Origin of the sequence: Micromonospora coxensis, assembly GCF_900090295.1 — a bacterium.
Classification (GTDB): domain Bacteria; phylum Actinomycetota; class Actinomycetes; order Mycobacteriales; family Micromonosporaceae; genus Micromonospora; species Micromonospora coxensis.
Genome location: NZ_LT607753.1, coordinates 747,352 through 763,921, shown reverse-complemented (window position 1 = coordinate 763,921; position 16,570 = coordinate 747,352). Strand labels below are relative to the sequence as shown.

At 75.2% G+C, this 16,570-nt stretch carries 6 protein-coding genes; 5 read left to right on the top strand and 1 reads right to left on the bottom strand.

The window, feature by feature from the left end; all coding sequences use genetic code 11:
* The first annotated feature begins 200 nt into the window (after nt 1-200).
* Both GA0070614_RS03355 and GA0070614_RS03350 read left to right on the top strand, forming a co-directional pair.
* Nucleotides 201-1,709, top strand: a complete 1,509-nt coding sequence (locus GA0070614_RS03355) for an SMI1/KNR4 family protein (RefSeq protein WP_088974590.1) — start codon at nt 201-203, stop codon at nt 1,707-1,709.
* A 376-nt stretch (nt 1,710-2,085) separates the two neighbouring features.
* Nucleotides 2,086-3,354 (top strand): low temperature requirement protein A, encoded by a 1,269-nt coding sequence (locus tag GA0070614_RS03350; RefSeq protein ID WP_231933506.1) that lies wholly within the window; start codon nt 2,086-2,088, stop codon nt 3,352-3,354.
* A 34-nt stretch (nt 3,355-3,388) separates the two neighbouring features.
* Here GA0070614_RS03350 and GA0070614_RS03345 read toward each other — a convergent pair whose 3' ends face one another.
* A complete protein-coding gene (locus GA0070614_RS03345) occupies nt 3,389-6,250 on the bottom strand; it encodes a condensation domain-containing protein (RefSeq protein WP_088974588.1) in 2,862 nt (953 codons plus the stop codon).
* A 140-nt stretch (nt 6,251-6,390) separates the two neighbouring features.
* Between GA0070614_RS03345 and GA0070614_RS03340 the strand changes: the two genes are divergently transcribed.
* The 3 genes from GA0070614_RS03340 to GA0070614_RS03330 are packed head-to-tail and all read left to right on the top strand — an operon-like array spanning nt 6,391 to nt 16,568.
* Nucleotides 6,391-11,955: a non-ribosomal peptide synthetase/MFS transporter gene (locus GA0070614_RS03340; protein WP_088974587.1), complete on the top strand. Its 5,565-nt coding sequence runs from the start codon at nt 6,391-6,393 to the stop codon at nt 11,953-11,955.
* Nucleotides 11,952-13,466, top strand: a complete 1,515-nt coding sequence (locus GA0070614_RS03335; protein WP_172892357.1) for a class I adenylate-forming enzyme family protein — start codon at nt 11,952-11,954, stop codon at nt 13,464-13,466. Before GA0070614_RS03340 ends, GA0070614_RS03335 begins: the two co-directional genes overlap by 4 nt.
* Nucleotides 13,467-13,493: 27 nt before the next feature.
* Entirely contained in the window at nt 13,494-16,568 is a 3,075-nt protein-coding gene (locus GA0070614_RS03330; RefSeq protein WP_172892356.1) for a non-ribosomal peptide synthetase, read from the top strand.
* The last annotated feature ends 2 nt before the right edge of the window (nt 16,569-16,570 follow it).

Below are 16,570 nucleotides of genomic sequence, written 5' to 3'. Positions count from 1 at the left end.
GCCCTCGCCGGCCACACCGCGCCACGCTGATCGGGCACCCGGCGACGCGCTCGGCCCCCGACCGTTTCGACCGGCCTCGCCGACACCGGGCGGCGGTGACCACGAGGGCGGCGCCGACGCCAAGGCGGCGGCGGCACGGGGTCGTGCCGGGAGGGGCGCGACGCTACCGTGTCCCGGGATCACGGGGGAGGGCCGCGGCGATGGCGGATCTGCGGGCACTGGTGGACGAGATGGCGTCGGCGCTGGCCGGCAGCCCAGTGACGGTGCTGCAAGGTCGTCATCGCCCCCGGGCCGGCAGTTCGCTGCACACGTTCGACGCCGCCGGGCGGTCGGCGTCCGCGAGGACCGGGTTCGCCCTGCACGACCTGCTGCGGCGGATGGACGAGGTGCTGCGCCCGGACGGGGAGGACCGCACCCTCGTCGTCGAACTCGTCCGCGACGACGCCGGACGCGCCGAGCTGCGGTACACCTTCGACCTGCCCACCGTGGCGCCGGTGCGACTGGTCCTCGACCCGCACTACCGGCACCCCCACCACCCCACCTCGCCGATGCCCGCGCCACCCGGTGTCGCCGTCAGCGACCGGCCCACGGACCCGCAGGCGCTCGCCACCATCGGCGCACTGGTCGCGGAGTTCGCCGCGACGTACGAGCGCACGACAGGGCACGCGCCCGAGCTGGGCGCCGGGCACTCGGAGGAGGACATCCACGCCGCCGAGGCGGCCATGGGCCTGCGGCTGCCCGAGGACCTCCGGGCCCTGTACCGCACCGTGTCGCAGGACGAGTACGGGCTGCTCGGCGAGGGGACCCTGCTGCGGTTGGACACCGTGGTCGAGACGTACCTGGCCGGCGGCCCCGGGGTCGTGGAACACGACGACCTGTTCGCGGTGTTCCCGGTCGTCTACGAGGCGTACCCGCCGGGGCGGGTGCGCCGGGTGTCGCGTAGCGACTGGTGGGTGGAGGTCGGCACGGACTCGGGCGGCAACGACTGCATGGTCGACCTCGACCCCGGACCGCACGGCAGGCCCGGGCAGATCATCGAGTACGGCAGGGACTTCCACGGTCCGGTCGGGTACGTCGCCGAGTCCGTCACCGCGGCGCTGCGCGACGCGATCGGCTCGCTGCGCGGCGCCGACGACTCCTCCCGGCGTGCCTGGATACACCCCCGGTACAGCCACTCCGAGCGGGTGGGGCAGCGGCGGGTCGCCGACGTCGTCGCCGGGCTCGACGTGCAGGAGCTCTACCTCAACGACGGCGATGTCCTCCACCTGGCGGAACTGGCACCCCTGCGTCACCTGCGCAACGTCTCGGTCAACCGCGCGGCGAGGGTCACGGCGGCGCTCCCGCCCGGCGTGCCGGTGGAGTGGCTGTCGATCGACGCCGCCGAGATCGACCTACCGCCGCTCGGTGCGCACCCGACCCTGTGGGGGCTCCGGCTCGCCACCCGCCTCCCGATCTCGATCGGGTCGCTGACCGGCCTGCCGGCCCTCAGCCACCTCGACCTGTCCGCCGCGAAGGTGAGCGACCTGCACCGGCTCGCCGATCTGACCGGCCTGCGGGTCCTGGAACTCGACCTGGCGCAGTGGCGGGAGCTTCGTGAGCACGGCCCGCTGCCGGCCGGCCTGGCCGCCGCCGCGCTGAACGGATTCGCCCGGCTGGAGGACGCCGACCAGTGGGCCGACTGGCTGCGCGGCGCCGTCGAGCAGCGCTGAGCGGGCGGGGCGGACCGACGGCGGTGTCCGTGCCGGTCGACATCTCGGCGATCCGTGCCCGGTCGGGCGGCTACCGTCGCCGGCGACGGCGGACCTCGTACACCTCACCCCGGCGTGCTCGGCGCGCCGCATCGAGCGTTCAGGCGTCGCGTAGCCGGCGCTGAGGGGTCCGGGCCGGGGGGGGCGTCGGCGACGTCGAGGACGGCGGGGAAGCGGCCGAGCCAGCCCCGCGCCGGGCCGGGAGGATCGCCCGCACCCGCCGGCCGAATTCGTCGTTCCTGGGCCCGGCCACGGATCCCGCTGGGAAACTCGCCGGGTGAGGGGCGGATGGGAGCGGCGCCTGGGGCCGATCGTCCAGGCGGCACCCGGTGCCCGGGTGGACCGGTTCGAGATCTACTTCGACCTGGTCTACGTCTTCTCGTTCTTCATCATCGCCCGGGCCACCGCCGCCGACCTCTCGGGGCGGGGCCTGCTGCACGCCGTGCTGCTCCTGGCCGTCCTCTGGTGGTGCTGGGTCATCCACAGCCTGGTCGCCAATCGGATCCGCATGGGTGAGGGCGTCGTTCCGATGGTCATGGTGGTGGCCATCGTGGCGCTCTACGCCTTCGCCCTGGCCAGCCCACAGGCGTTCCGCGACCCTGTCGAGGGGATCTCCGGTCCGTTTCTGATCGCCTGGAGTTACCTCGTGATCCGCCTCGTGCACCTGGGGGTGTACTGGTACTCGATCCGGCACGACCGCCGTGAGGTGGGGCAGATCCGTCCCTACTTCTTCGAGTTGATCGGCAGCGTCGCCCTGCTCTTCGCGGCCGCTCTCGTACCGGCACTGCTGGGTGACCCGCAGGTCGGTGCACTGGTGCGGGAGGCGATCTGGGTCGCCCTGGTGGTCGGCCAGTACCTGATTCCCCTGGTGACCGGGACCCGGGGCTGGGTGGTCACCTCCGCCGAGCACTGGACCGAACGGTACGACCTCATCCTCATGATCGCCCTGGGTGAATCGTTGATCTCGATCGGTGTGGGCAGCGACGTGGTCGGCCGGCCCATCACCTGGTCGACGCTGATGGCGGCCACGCTGGGCATCATCGGCGTCTCCTGCCTCTGGTGGGCACACTTCGACCTGATCGCGCCCGCCGCCCGCCTGGCCCTGCACGGTACGCACGGCGACGCCCGGACCCGGATGGTCCGGGACGCCTACCACGACCTCTACCTGATCATGCTCGTCGGGATCGTGCTGTTCGCCCTCGGCGGCGAGGAGTTGCTGCACCAGGTCAGCGGTGGCATCGCGCTGGGCGAGCCGATGCACGGCCCGGGAATGGCGCTGCTCTACGGGGGCGTCGCCTGCTATCTGGTCGGCAGCCTGCTGTTCCAGTTCCGCACCCTGCACACCGTCTCCTGGACCAGGGTGGGCGTGGTGCTCGTCCTGGCGGCGGGCACGCCGCTGGCCGTGCGGATGCCGGTCCTGGCGGCGCTCGCGCTCATCACGGCGACGCAGGTCGCGATGGTCGCCGTGGAGGCGTTCCTGTTCGCGGACTCCCGGCACGCGCTGCGCGCCGCCGTGATGGAGGAACGGCGCGCGCACGAAGCGTACGAGACGAACTGGCGGCGGCCCCGCACCAACGAGCCTCCCCCGCGGGGCGCCACCGACTGAACCATGCCGATGCGGTGCGCCGCTCTCGACAGGGTCAGCCCGGCGGCCCGGCGACGGCTGGCGGTCCGTGGCCGACCGCGCCCGGTCTCCACGGCCAGGGCACGTCGCCGAAGGCCGCCTCGACCAGCAGCGCCTCGATGCCACGCAGCAACCCCTCGATCTGCCCGATCGACAGGTACCGCACGTCGGCGGTGGCGATCAGCTCGGCCGCACCGGGGGCGTCGCGCACCTGGAGCCGGAGACGCCAGGGGAAGTCCGCCAGCTCCGGCAGCTGACGGAAGGCGCTCCGGGCCGGCCCGGACCGCAGTCCCGACTCGTCCGGACCGGCCGTCGAGGGGCGCGCGGGGTGTGCCAGCCGGGCGTCGTTGAGGTAGCAGAACGGGGCGAGGAAGGTGCGGTGGTCGTGGCCCAGCTCGGTCACCGCACGTTCCCAGACGACCGGGTCGTAGTAGGCGTGCCGGTAGGCGTCCAGAGCCGCGTGCCGGGCGCGCGACAGCAGCTCGGCGAAACCGGGCCGATCAGCCAGCGGGACCCGGCAGAACCCGATCTGGTTCAGGGTGCCCACGGCGCGGTCGTGGCCCGGCTGGAAGCGGTTGTTCGCCATCACGACGATCCCGCAGGCGTCCCGCCCACTGCCCGCGTCCAGCACCGCGACGGTCGCCGCCAACAGGGCGTCGGCGCTGCTGACCCGGTGCCGGGCCGCCACCAGCCCGGAAGCGTCGTGCAGCGCCGAGGACACCAGCGCACCGCGTACGTGCCGGGTGGTCGCCGAGGGCCGGTCCGGGTCGGGCAGGGTCCCGGCGAGCCCGTCCACCTGTCGCAGCCAGTACGCCACCGCGCGCTGGGAGCGGCGTACCTCGACGTCGCGCTCCCGCTCGGCGAGATCCAGCGACTGCGGGCCGGGCGCGGCGTCCAGCGTGCCGCGCAGCAGGAGCAGCCGCAGGTCGCGCAGCACGGTGTCGGCGGCCTGCAGGTCCGCGACCGAGTGGCTGAACACCGCGACGACCTGCCGTACCCGGTCGTCGACCGTGACCAGCGCGACGCGCAGCGGCCACTCGGCGACGTGGTCGAAGCGTGGCTCGCGTAGCCGGGCGGTGAGGGCCGCGGCGGCGCTGCGGCCGTCCGGGTCGTCGGCGGGCCGGGCCACCGGGTGCACCAGGACCGGCAGTCGACCCGCCGCGGTCACCTCCTGGTGCAGCTCCCGGTCACGCAGCCGGAACCGGGTGCGCAGCGACTCGTGCCGGGTGACCAGCGCGCCGACGGCCTCCAGCCCCCGGGCCACGGTGACGTCGGCCCGCGCCGCCACCGGCAGGGTGCGGGGGAGACCCAGCACCCGGTACGCGGCGGGGGAGGCGAACTCCTCGACGGTGCGCCACATCGCACGCTGCCCCCAGGTCAGCGGCGCGCTCGCGTCGCGTCGGCCGTGAAACGGCGCGTACCCGACCTGCTCGCCGGCCGTGGCGTCGCCGACGACCGGCCCGGCGGCGGCCGGGAGCCCGGCACGGGTGGACGACCACGGCCACCGCACCCGGTCGAAGGCCGCCTCGACCAGGAGTTCCTCCATCCCGCGCAGGAACGGCTCGACGGCGTCCATCGGCAGGTGCCGGGTGTCGGCGGTGAGGGTGACGCCGACGCCGGCCGGCTCGTCGACCACGTGGGCCAGCAGGTGCCAGGCCGCCTTCTCCAGCCCGGCGGTCCAGGAGAAGGTGCTGGCGTCCAGGGCGGCCCGCAGCTCGCCGAGGGTCGCCCGGGGCGGCGGGGCGCCACCACCGACGGCCAGCCGCACGTCGTTGAAGTAGTGGTACGGCAGGAACGCCGTGTCGAGGTCGACGCCCGCGGCCTCGAAGGCGTGCCGCAGCGCGGGCGGCGCGTAGTAGGCGTGCCGCAGACCGTCCAGCGACGCGGTCCAGATCCGCGACACCAGCTCGTCGAAGTCGGGACGCCCGCTCAGGTCCACCACGCAGAAGCCGATCTGGCCGAGGTTGGCGACCGCGTCGGCGTACTCGGTGCGGAACCGGTTGTGGGCCATCGGGAACAGGCCGCACAGCTCGTCGTCGGTGTCGCGGGCGGCCATCGCCGCGTACCCGGCGAGGAGCACCGCCGACACGCTGACCCGCCGCCGGGCGGCGATCAGCCGGGCGGCGGTGTCGATGGCCGGGGAGACCAGGACGCCCCGGCGCAGCGGCGGGTCGAGCCCCGGCCCGGTCGGGGTCAGCGGCCGGCCGGGCAGGCGCGGGAACTCCCGCAGCCAGTACGCCACGGACCGCTCCGAGCGGCGCCGGTCCGCGCCGTGCTGGCGGCGGGCCACGTCCGCCGACTGCGGACCGGCCGGAGTGGGCAGGGCGCCCCGGAGCAGGATCAGCCTCAGGTCACGCAGCACCACCTCGGCGGCGTGCGCGTCCACCGTGGTGTGGCTGAACACCACCACGACCTGCCGTACCCGGTCGTCGACCGTGACTAGCGCGACCCGCAGCGGCCACTCCTCGGCGTGGTCGAACGCGACGTCGCCGAGCCGGCCGGCGGCCTGCCCGGCGGCGGCCGAGGCGTCACCGTCGCCGGCGCACACCAGCAGCGGCAGCACCCCGGCCGCCGCCGTCTCCTGACGCGGCTCGCCGTCGGCGACCCGCAGCCGGGTGCGCAGCGCGGAGTGCCGGCCGACCAGCTCACCCACCGCGCGGGCGGCGGCGTCCACGTCCACCCCGGCCCGCGCGGACACCGCCACGGTACGCCGCAGGTTGAGGAAGCGGTGGTTGGAGCCGAACCGGGTGATCGAGCGCCACAGCACCTGTTGGGCCCAGGTCAGCGGGGCGACGCCGGCGCCGTCGCCGGTGAACTCGGCGTGGACGAGGGACTCCGACGCCCACTCGGCGGGCACCACGATGTCGGCGAATGGCATTCCCGACCGTACGACGGTCCGCACGGGCACCGGATCGCTCGATCATGTCTTCCACAGTGGACCGATCAGCCGATCCAATGCGTCGATTGCGGCGTGCACACTACTGACTCCCGTCCGTCACCGTACCGAGAAGGCACCGCGTGACCAACGTTGACGTACCGTCGCGGAGCCCTGCCCTCGCGTCGACCGCCACCCGCCTCCCCGCCGCCCCCCGCCTGTCGTTCGGCCAGGAACGGATCTGGTTCACCGAGCAGCTCACCCCCGGCACCGCCGCGTACGTCGTGCACTCGACCACCCGGCTGCGCGGACCGCTGGACGTCGACCTCCTGCGCGCCGCCCTCGACGCCACCGCCGGACGGCACGACAGCCTGCGCTCACGCTTCACCGAGAACGCCGACGGTGAACCCGTCCTGCACGTGCTCGCGCAGGTCCGGGTACCGGTCACCGTCACCGCCGCGCCGTCGCTGGACGCCGCCCGCGCGGTGGTGGCCGCCTCCGTCGCCACCCCGTTCGACCTCGGGCACGCCCCGCTGCTGCGCGTCCTCGTCGTACGGCTCGGCGACCAGGACCACCTGCTGCACCTCGCGACGCACCACATCGTCAGCGACGGCTGGTCGATCAACCTGCTGCTGGGCGAGGTCGCCGCCACGTACGCCGCGCTGCGCGACGGCGGCGACCCGCCCCCGCCCCCCGCGCTCGACTACACCGACTACGCCGCCTGGCAGCGCGACCGGCTCGACGGCCCGGCCAGCGGCGACGGCTTCGCCTACTGGACCCGCGCCCTGGCCGGTGTGCCCCCGCTGGAACTGCCCACCGACCGGCCCCGCCCGGCCGTGCAGTCCTACGCCGGCGCCACCCACCGCTTCACCCTCGACGCCGACCTCACCGACGGCCTGCGCCGGCTCAGCCGCGCCCACCGCAGCACCCTCTACATGACCCTGCTCGCCGGCCTGCAGGCCGTGCTGTTCCGGCACAGCGGCCAGCGCGACTTCGCCATCGGCTCCCCGGTCGCCGGCCGGGTGGTGCCGGAGCTGGAGAACCTCGTCGGTCTCTTCGTCAACACCCTCGCCCTGCGCGCCGACCTGTCGCCGGTCGCCGCGTCCGCCGACACGCCGGCCACCGAGCCGAGCTTCGCGGCCCTGCTGCGCCGCACCCGCACCACCGTGGTCCGGGCCCTGGCCCACCAGGAGATCCCGTTCGAACGGCTGGTCAAGGAACTGCACGTCGTCCGCGACGTCAGCCGCGCCCCGGTGTTCCAGGTGCTGTTCACCCTGCAGAACTACGCCCGAGGCGACGCGTCCTGGCCTGCCGGCCTGAGCGCCGAGGGGGTCGGCACCGATGCCGCCGCCGCCCGCTTCGACCTGTCGCTCTACGTCAGCGAGGCCCCCGACGACCTGCGCTGCATGGTCGTCTACCACACCGACCTGTTCGACGCCGCCACCGTACGCCGGCTGTTCGGCAGCTTCGAGACCCTGCTGCGCGCCGCCGTCGCCCGCCCGGACCTGCCCGTCGTCGACCTGGACCTGCTCGGCCCCGCCGAGCGGGACCGGGTGCTCGCCCTGGCCCGACCCGACGCGGCGTTCGCCGGCACCGACCAGCACCAGCAGGTCGACCCGGGCACCGGTCAGGACCACCCGGCCGACCGGCCGGCCGCCGGTACGGGCGTCACCGGCGCGGCGCAGACCCTGGCCGACCTCGTCGTCCCCTTCGTCGCCGCCACGCCCGACGCGCCGGTTGTGGTCCACGGCACGGACACGCTCACCTACCGCGAGCTGGACCGGCGGGCCAACCGGCTGGCCCACCTGCTGCGCGCGCGGGGCGTCGGCCCGGACCACCTCGTCGGCGTCCTGCTGGAACAGTCCGTCGACCTGGCGGCGACGCTGCTCGGGGTGCTCCGCGCCGGCGGCGCGTACCTGCCACTGGATCCGGAGCAGCCCGCCGCCCGGCTGGCCCTGATGCTCGCCGACGCCCGCCCGACGGTGCTGCTGACCAGCGCGGAGCTGCGCGACCGGCTGCCCGCCGACGCCCCGGCCGTCTGCCTCGACGAGGTCGCCACCGAGGCCGCGGCGGCCCCCGACACCCCACCACCGGCCACGACGAGCGGCGGTCACCTCGCGTACGTCATCTACACCTCCGGCTCCACCGGCACGCCGAAGGGCGTCGCCGTGGCGCACCGGCAGGTGCTGCGCTACCTCGACGGGGTGGCCGACCGGTTCGCGATCGTCCCGGCCGCCCGCTACGGGCTGCTCCAGTCGATGTCGTTCGACTTCAGCGTCACCCTCTTCTACCTGGCGCTGGCCACCGGCGGCGCGGTGCACCTGCTGCCGCGCCGCGGCACCGGCGCCGAACTGGCCGAGCGGCTGCGCGAGGAGCGCATCGACTACCTGAAGATCACCCCCTCGCACCTGGCGGCGCTCACCGCCGACGCCGAGCCGGTCGACCTGCTGCCCGCCCGCGCGCTGATCCTCGGCGGCGAGGCGTCCGACCTGGGGCGTGTCCGTCCACTCGCCGCCGGCCCGGTCCGGGTCTTCAACCACTACGGCCCCACCGAGGCCACCGTCGGCGTGGCCACCCACGAGGTCCTCGCCGACGGCCCGGGCGCCGGCGCGGTGCCGCTCGGCCGTCCCCTGCCGCACGCCCGGGTGTACCTGCTCGACGAGCGGATGCGCCCGGTGCCGGTCGGGGTGCCCGGCGAGCTGTACCTCGGTGGCGACCGGCTGGCCCGCGGCTACCTGCACCGGCCCGGCCTCACCGCCGAGCGCTTCGTGCCCGACCCGTACGGCCCGGCGGGCGCCCGCCTCTACCGCACCGGCGACCTGGGCCGCTGGAGCGCCGACGGGCAGTTGGTCTTCCTCGGCCGCCGCGACCACCAGGTGAAGATCCGCGGCTACCGGGTCGAGCTGGGCGAGATCGAAGCCGTCCTGCGCGACTGCCCCGGGGTCCGGCAGGCCGCGGTGCTGCTGCGCGACGACCGGCTGGTGGCCTATCTGGAGCCGACGCCCGACGCCGACGGGCCGGATGTCGCCGGCCTGCGCCGCCGCCTCGCCGACCGGCTGCCCGAGCACATGGTGCCGACCCGCTGGACGGTCCTGGACCGGCTGCCGTTGCAGGAACACGGCAAGGTGGACCGGCGGGCCCTGCCCGCACCGACCGACGCAGCGCCGGCCGGCGAGCGGGTGACGCCGGTCGGGCCGGTGGAGACCCTGGTGGCCGACATCTGGCGGACCGTGCTGGGGGTGGCCGAGGTCGGCGCGACCGACGACTTCTTCGACCTGGGCGGGCACTCGCTGCTGGCCACCCAGGTGGTGGCCCGGCTGCGTCGGGAACTGCCCGCCGTCGTCGGCGCCGAGGCCACGGTCAGCGTGATGGACCTGTTCCGGCACCGCACTGTCCGTGAGCTGGCCGCACTCGTCACCGAGGTGGACGCCCGCCCCGGCGGTCTGCTGCACGAGCTGACCCGGCCGGCGCCGGCCGCCGACCGGGTCGCCACCCTGGTCTGCGTCCCGTACGGCGGCGGCAGCGCCGTGGTGTACCAGCCGCTGGCCGACGCGCTGCCGGCCGGGTACCGGCTGCTGTCGGTGGCCGTGCCCGGACACGACATCGGCCTCGCCGACGACCCCGCGCCCATCGTCGACGTCGCCGTCGACGTCGTCGCGGAGATCCTGGCCACGGTGCAGGGCCCACTGATCCTCTACGGACACTGCGGCCCCGGCGGCGCGCTGGCCGTGGAGGTCGCCCGCCGGCTGGAGGCCGCCGGCCGGGACCTGCTGGCGGTGTACCTCGGCGCGGTGTTCCCGTTCGCCCGGCCGGCCGGTGGGCTGCTCGGCCCGTTGCTGCGGCTGCGGCTGGCCGAACGGCTGCGCAGCGACCGGATCTACCGCACCTGGCTCCAGGCGCAGGGCACCGCCGTCGGGTCGCTCGCGCCCGAGGAGGTCCGGTTCCTGGTCCGGGCGATGCGCCACGACGCCGAGGTCTCCGAGGACTACTTCACCGACCTGATGCGCCAGCGGATCACCCCGCTGCGCGCGCCGGTCATCTCGGTGGTCGGCGAACGCGACCGCAGCACCGACTACCACGAGGAGCGGTACCGGGAGTGGCACTTCCTCGCCGAGCGCACCGCGCTGGCGGTGCTCGACGAGGGCGGGCACTACTTCCTCAAGTACCGCGCGGCCGAGCTGGCGCAGATCGTCACCGACGTGCACCGACGCCTCGACGCGCCGCCATCGGCGGTCGAGCCGGACGAGGACCGGCCCGCCTGGCAGCTCGCCGCCGTGTCGCACCGGCCGGACGGCGCGATCCCACCCGGCGCGGACGGCCCGGCGGACACCGCGCCGCCACCCAGCATGCGCCGCTTCGGCCTGGTCGCCGGAGGGCAGATCGTCTCCGGGCTGGGCACCGCGCTGACCACCTTCGCGATCCCACTGTGGATCTACACCGAGACCGGGTCGCTCGCCCGGTTCGCGCTGTTCGCCGTGCTCGGCCTCCTGCCCGGCCTGCTCGTCGCCCCGCTGGCCGGGGCGCTGGTCGACCGCAGCAGCCGCCGACGCGTCCTGCTCGCGGCCAACGCCGCCGCCGGCGGCGGCAACGCGGTGATGGCCGCTCTGCTGCTCGCCGACCGGGCCGAGGTGTGGCACTTCTACCCACTGACGGCGTGGCTGTCGGTGGCGCTGGCGTTCCAGCGCCTCGCCTTCGTCTCGGCGGTGCCGCAGCTGGTGCCCAAACGGTTCCTCGGCCACGCCAACGGCCTCACCCAGACCGCCGTCGGCCTCACCCAGTTCACCGTGCCGCTGCTCGCGGTGGCCCTGCTCCAGGTCGTCGGGCTGCGTGGCATCCTGCTCATCGACGTCGCGTCGTACCTGTTCGCCATCGGGGTCCTGGTGGCCGTGCGGTTCCCCCGCACCCTGGCGCTGCGACGGCGCGAGAGCATCGGCGCGGAGATCGTCGCCGGCTTCCGCTACTCGCTGCGCCGCCGGGAGTTCCGCGCCATGCTGGCGTTCTTCGCCGCGCTCAACTTCTTCCTGTTCCCGGTGCTGTTCCTGCTCTCCCCGCTCGTGCTCGGCTTCGCCGACCTCGACGACGTCGCCCGGGTGGCGCTCGCCGGTGGGGTGGGCGCGGCCGTCGGCGGCCTGGTGATGCTGCTCTGGGGCGGGCCGCGCCGGCTGCGGATGCGGGCGGTGCTGCTGGGCACCTGCGGCATCGCGGTGGCCGCCGTGCTGACCGGGTTGCGGCCGAACCTGCTGCTCATCGGCGCCGGCGCGTTCGGCATGTACCTGGCCCTCGGCATCGTCAACGGCGTCTACCACACGATCATCCAGACCAAGGTGCCGGCGCGTGTGCACGGGCGGGTCTTCGCGCTCAACCAGATGGTCGCCCAGTCCACCCTGCCGCTGGGCTGGGGTGTCGTCGCCCCGTTCGCCGCTCAGGTCGCCGAACCGATGCTGCTCGCCGACGGTGCGCTGGCCGGCACGGTCGGCGCGGTGATCGGCGTCGGCCCGGGCCGCGGCCACGGGCTGCTGTACGTGCTGTTCGGGGTCTGCATCGCGGCGACGGCGCTGGTGTCGCTGCTCACGCCGACCCTCGCCCGCTTCGACGACGAGGTGCCCGACGCGCCCCCGGACGACCTGGTCGGCATCGAGGAGCGCCGCGTCCGGGCCGCCGGCCACCGGACACCCGCCCCGACCCGCCCGGAAGGCCACCGGTCATGAGCGCCGCGACGACGCCCGGCCGGGCCACGCCCCCGCCGCGTACGGTGCCGGAGCTGCTCGACTGGCGCACCGGCCTGCACCCCGAGCAGGTCGCGGTCGAGGTGCACGGCGTGGCGACGCTGACCTTCGCCCAGTGGTCCGCCGGGGCGCGCGCGGTCGCCGCCGCGCTGCGGCACCGGGGCCTGCGCCCCGGCGACCGGGTCGGCCTGCTGTTCGGCGCCCGCGACTGGACCCGCTTCGCGGTGGCGTACGCCGGGGTGCTGCGCGTCGGTGCGGTCGCCGTACCGCTGTCCGACCGGCTCGCCGCCGGGCAGCTCGGGTACGCGCTGCGCCACTGCGCGGCCACCGCCGTCGTGCACGGCGACGACACCCCCGCCCCGGCGGTCCCGCCCGGCGTGGCGACCTGGACCGCAGGCGCCCTGCTCGCCGGCCCCGCCACCGACCCCGACCCCGCCGGCCCCCGACCGGACGACCTCGCCCAGATCCTCTACACCTCCGGCACCACCGGCCGTCCGAAGGGAGTGGCCGCCAGCCACGCCAACCTCACCGTCGGCGCGCCGACGCACCCCCGCCGGCTCGCCCTGGCCCACTCGCAGCGGTTCCTGCACGCCTTCGCCATCGGCACCAACGCCGGGCAGACCATGCTGCTCAACGCGCTCACCGCCAGGGCCGCCGCGCTCACCCTGCCCCGGTTCACCCCGGCACGCTTCGCCCGGCTGGTCGAGGCGCCCGGCACCGGGACCGTGTTCGTCGTCCCGTCGATCGCCATCGAGCTGCTGGACTCCGGGGTGCTGCGGGGGCGCGACACCGGCGGGGTCCAGCTCGTCGGCTCCACCGCCGCCCCGCTCGCCCCGGCGGTCGCCGCCCGGCTGGCCGAGGCGTTCCCGCAGGCCACGATCGTCAACTACTACACCTCGACCGAGGCGGCCCCCGCCCAGACCACGATGATCTACGACCCGTCGCGCCGCGACGCGGTGGGCCGGCCGGTCGGTGGGCAGCTGATGATCGCCGACGCCGACGCGAACCCGCTGCCCGCCGGGGCGACCGGCGACGTGTGGCTGCGCGCCCCGCACCCGCGCGCGTACTACCGCGACGACGTGGCCAACCGGGCCACCTTCCGCGACGGGTGGGTGCGGATGGGCGACGTCGGCCGCATCGACGCCGACGGCTACCTGTACCTCACCGACCGCCACCAGGACGTCATCAAGACCGGCGCGTTCAAGGTCTCCACCATCGAGGTCGAGGCAGCCCTGCACGAGCATCCGCTCGTCGCCGAGGCGGCCGTGGTCGGCGTCGCGCACCCGGTGCTCGGTTCGGCCGTGGCCGCCGCCGTCGTACCCCGGACACCGGCCGACCCGGGCGGGCTCTCCCTGCCGGTGCTGCGCGGGTTCCTCGCCGACCGGCTGGCCGACTACCAACTGCCCTCCCGGCTCCTGCTGCTGGACCGGCTGCCCCGCAACGAGGGCGGCAAGGTGCTCAAGCGGCAGCTCACCGACCTGTTCGACAACTGACCCCCAAGCACGACCATAGGAGCACATGTGGGCACCGCCGAGGCGACCTCCGCGCAGCACGCCGTCTGGTTCACCGAGCAGGCCGGCGTCGCCGGCACCGCCTACCACATGGCGTGGGGCGTGCGGTTCGCCGCCGACCTCGACCGTCGGGCCCTCGTCGCGGCGTGCGCCGCGGTGACCGAACAGCACCCGGTCCTGGCCGCCCGGGTCGTCACCGACGACGACGGCGTGCCCCACCTGGCCCCGGCGCACACCCGCCCGGCGGTCGTGATGGGACAGTGGACCGACGCCCGGGTCGCCGAGGAGATCGCCCGCCCGTACGACCTGCGCACCGGTCCCCTGGCCCGGTTCACCCTGCTGACCGCCGTCGACGGCAGCCACCTGCTGCTGGTCACCGCACACCACCTCGCCTTCGACGGCACGTCCAAGGACGTGCTCGCCCGGGATCTGGCCGCCGCCTACGCCGCCGCCCGCACCGGCGCGCCGGCCTCGTCCACGCCCCGCACCGACGGGTACGCCGGCCTGGCCACCGCCGAGCAGCAACGCATCGCGGCCGACCTGCCCGCCGCCCGGGAGCACTGGGCGCGGCACTGGTCCGGTACCGGCGACGTCGTCCTGCCCGGCCTGCGCCGGCTGCCCACCGGCGCGGAGCCCGGCGAAGCCGTACCCCTGGACCTGCCGGCCGATGTGGTCGACGGTGTCGACCGGGTCGCCCGGTCGATCGGGGTGACCCGCTTCGAGCTGCTGTTCGCCGTGCTGCACGCCCTGCTGCGGCGCTACGGCAACCACGGCGTGCCGGTCGGGGTGGCCCTGTCCACCCGCACCCCGGAGCAGGCCGACCAGATCGGGCTCTTCGTCAACGAACTGCCGGTCGCCCCGCCACCGGCGACGGACACGTTCCGCGCCCACGCCCTCGCCGTACGGGCCCGGCTGCGCGAGGTGTACCGGCACCGCGCCGTGCCGCTGGCCCAGGCCGTACCCGGACTGCGCCCCGCCCCGGCGCTGACCCCGGTCAGCATCGCCTACCGGCGGCGCGACGCGGACCCGACATTCGCCGGTGTGGCCGGCGCGGTCGAGTGGACGCTGTTCTGCGGCGCCGCCCGCAACGCCCTGCACCTGCAGATCGTGCAGGCCCCGGACGGCCTCACGGTGAGCCTGCAGCACAGCCCGGCGGCCATCGACACCGACTCCGTCCGGCGCATCGGCGCCCACCTGCGCACCATGCTCGCCGCCGTGGTCGCCGACCCCGACCGGCCGGTGGCGGACCTGCCGGTGTTGCCGGCCGACGAACTCGACCGGGTCACCCGCACCGTCAACGACACCGCCCGGGAGTACCCGGCCGAGACGGTGCCGGCCCTGTTCGCCGCCCGCGTCGCCGCCGCACCGGACGCGCCGGCCCTGGTCGACGGCGACCGGACGCTGACCTACGCCCAGCTCGACGCCGCCGTCGCCCGGCTCGCCGCGCTGCTGCGCCGGCGGGGGATCGGCCGGGGAGCGCTGGTGGCCGTCGCGCTGGACCGCTCCTGGCAGGCGGTGGTGACCGTGCTGGCGGTGCTGCGCTGCGGCGCCGCGTACCTGCCGGTCGATGCGACAAATCCACCGGCCCGGCGGGAGGCGATCCTCGCCGACGCCGCCCCGACGCTGGTGGTCACCGATTCCGCCGCCGACACCGGCCGGCCCACCCTCACCGTCGAGGACGGCGACCTGCTCGACGGTCCGGTCCCGGACCGGCCCACCGACCTGCCGGCCGCCGACGACCTCGCCTACGTGCTGTACACCTCCGGGTCGACCGGCCGGCCCAAGGGCGTCGCGGTGCGGCACGGCGCGCTGGCCAACCTGCTGGCGGGTGTCCGTGACCTGCTGGGCAGCGGCTCCTCCGACCGGTGGCTGCACCTGACCTCACCGTCGTTCGACATCTCCACCGTGGAGGTGTTCCTGCCGCTGGTCACCGGCGCCCGCGTCGTCGTCGCCTCGTCGGTCAGCGCGCTGGACGGCCCACGACTGCTCCGGTTGATCCGCGACACCGGCGTGACCCACGCCCAGGCGACCCCGTCCGGCTGGCGGGTCCTGCTGGACGCGGGCCTCGGCGTGCCGGACCCGTACACCGGGCGCCCGCCGGCGCCGCTGGTCGCGGTCGCCGGCGGGGAGGCGCTGCCGGTCGCCCTCGCGCGCCGGCTGCGGGCCCGCACCGCCCGCCTGATCAACGGGTACGGGCCGACGGAGGCGACCGTCTACGCGACCATGGCGGAGATCCCCGCCGAACCCGACGAGGTCACCATCGGCCGGCCGCTGCCGAACGTGCGGGCGTACGTCCTCGACGAGGCCCGCCGGCCGGTGCCGCTCGGGTTGCCCGGCGAGCTGTACCTGGCCGGCGCCGGCCTGGCCACCGGCTACCTGGGGCGCGACGATCTCACCGCCGAACGGTTCGTGCCGGATCCGTTCGGCCGGCCCGGCGAGCGGCTCTACCGCACCGGCGACCGCTGCCGGTGGCTGCCCGACGGGCGCATCGAGTTCCTCGGCCGCATCGACGACCAGGTCAAGATCCGGGGACACCGGATCGAGCTGGGGGAGATCGACGCCCGGCTGCTCGACCATCCGGACGTGGCCGCGGCGGCCACCGCGCTGCGGCACGACGCGGACGAACCCCGGCTGGTCGCCTACGTGGTGGGCCGTCCCGGCGCGGCCCTTTCACCGGTGCAGCTGCGACAGCACCTGGCGTCGAGCCTGCCGCAGGCCGCGCTGCCCACCGACTACGTGACGCTGGACCGGCTGCCCCTGAGCCCGAACGGCAAGGTCGACCGGGCCGCGCTGCCCGCCCCGGCGCCCCGGGACCAGGCCGGGGCGGCGCCGCCCGACACCGCCGCCGCCGACGACCCGGTGGTGCAGCAGCTGCGCCAGATCTGGCAGGAGGTGCTGCGCATCCCCGACATCGGGGTGCACGAGGACCTGTTCGACCTGGGCGGGCACTCGCTGACCATCACCCGGATCAGCGGGCGGATCCAGCAACGGCTCGGCGTCGAGGTGCCACTGGACGACTTCTTCGAGACCCCGACCATCGCCGAGATCGCCGAGATCGTCCGGCAGTCCGGAAAGGAGTTCTGAGC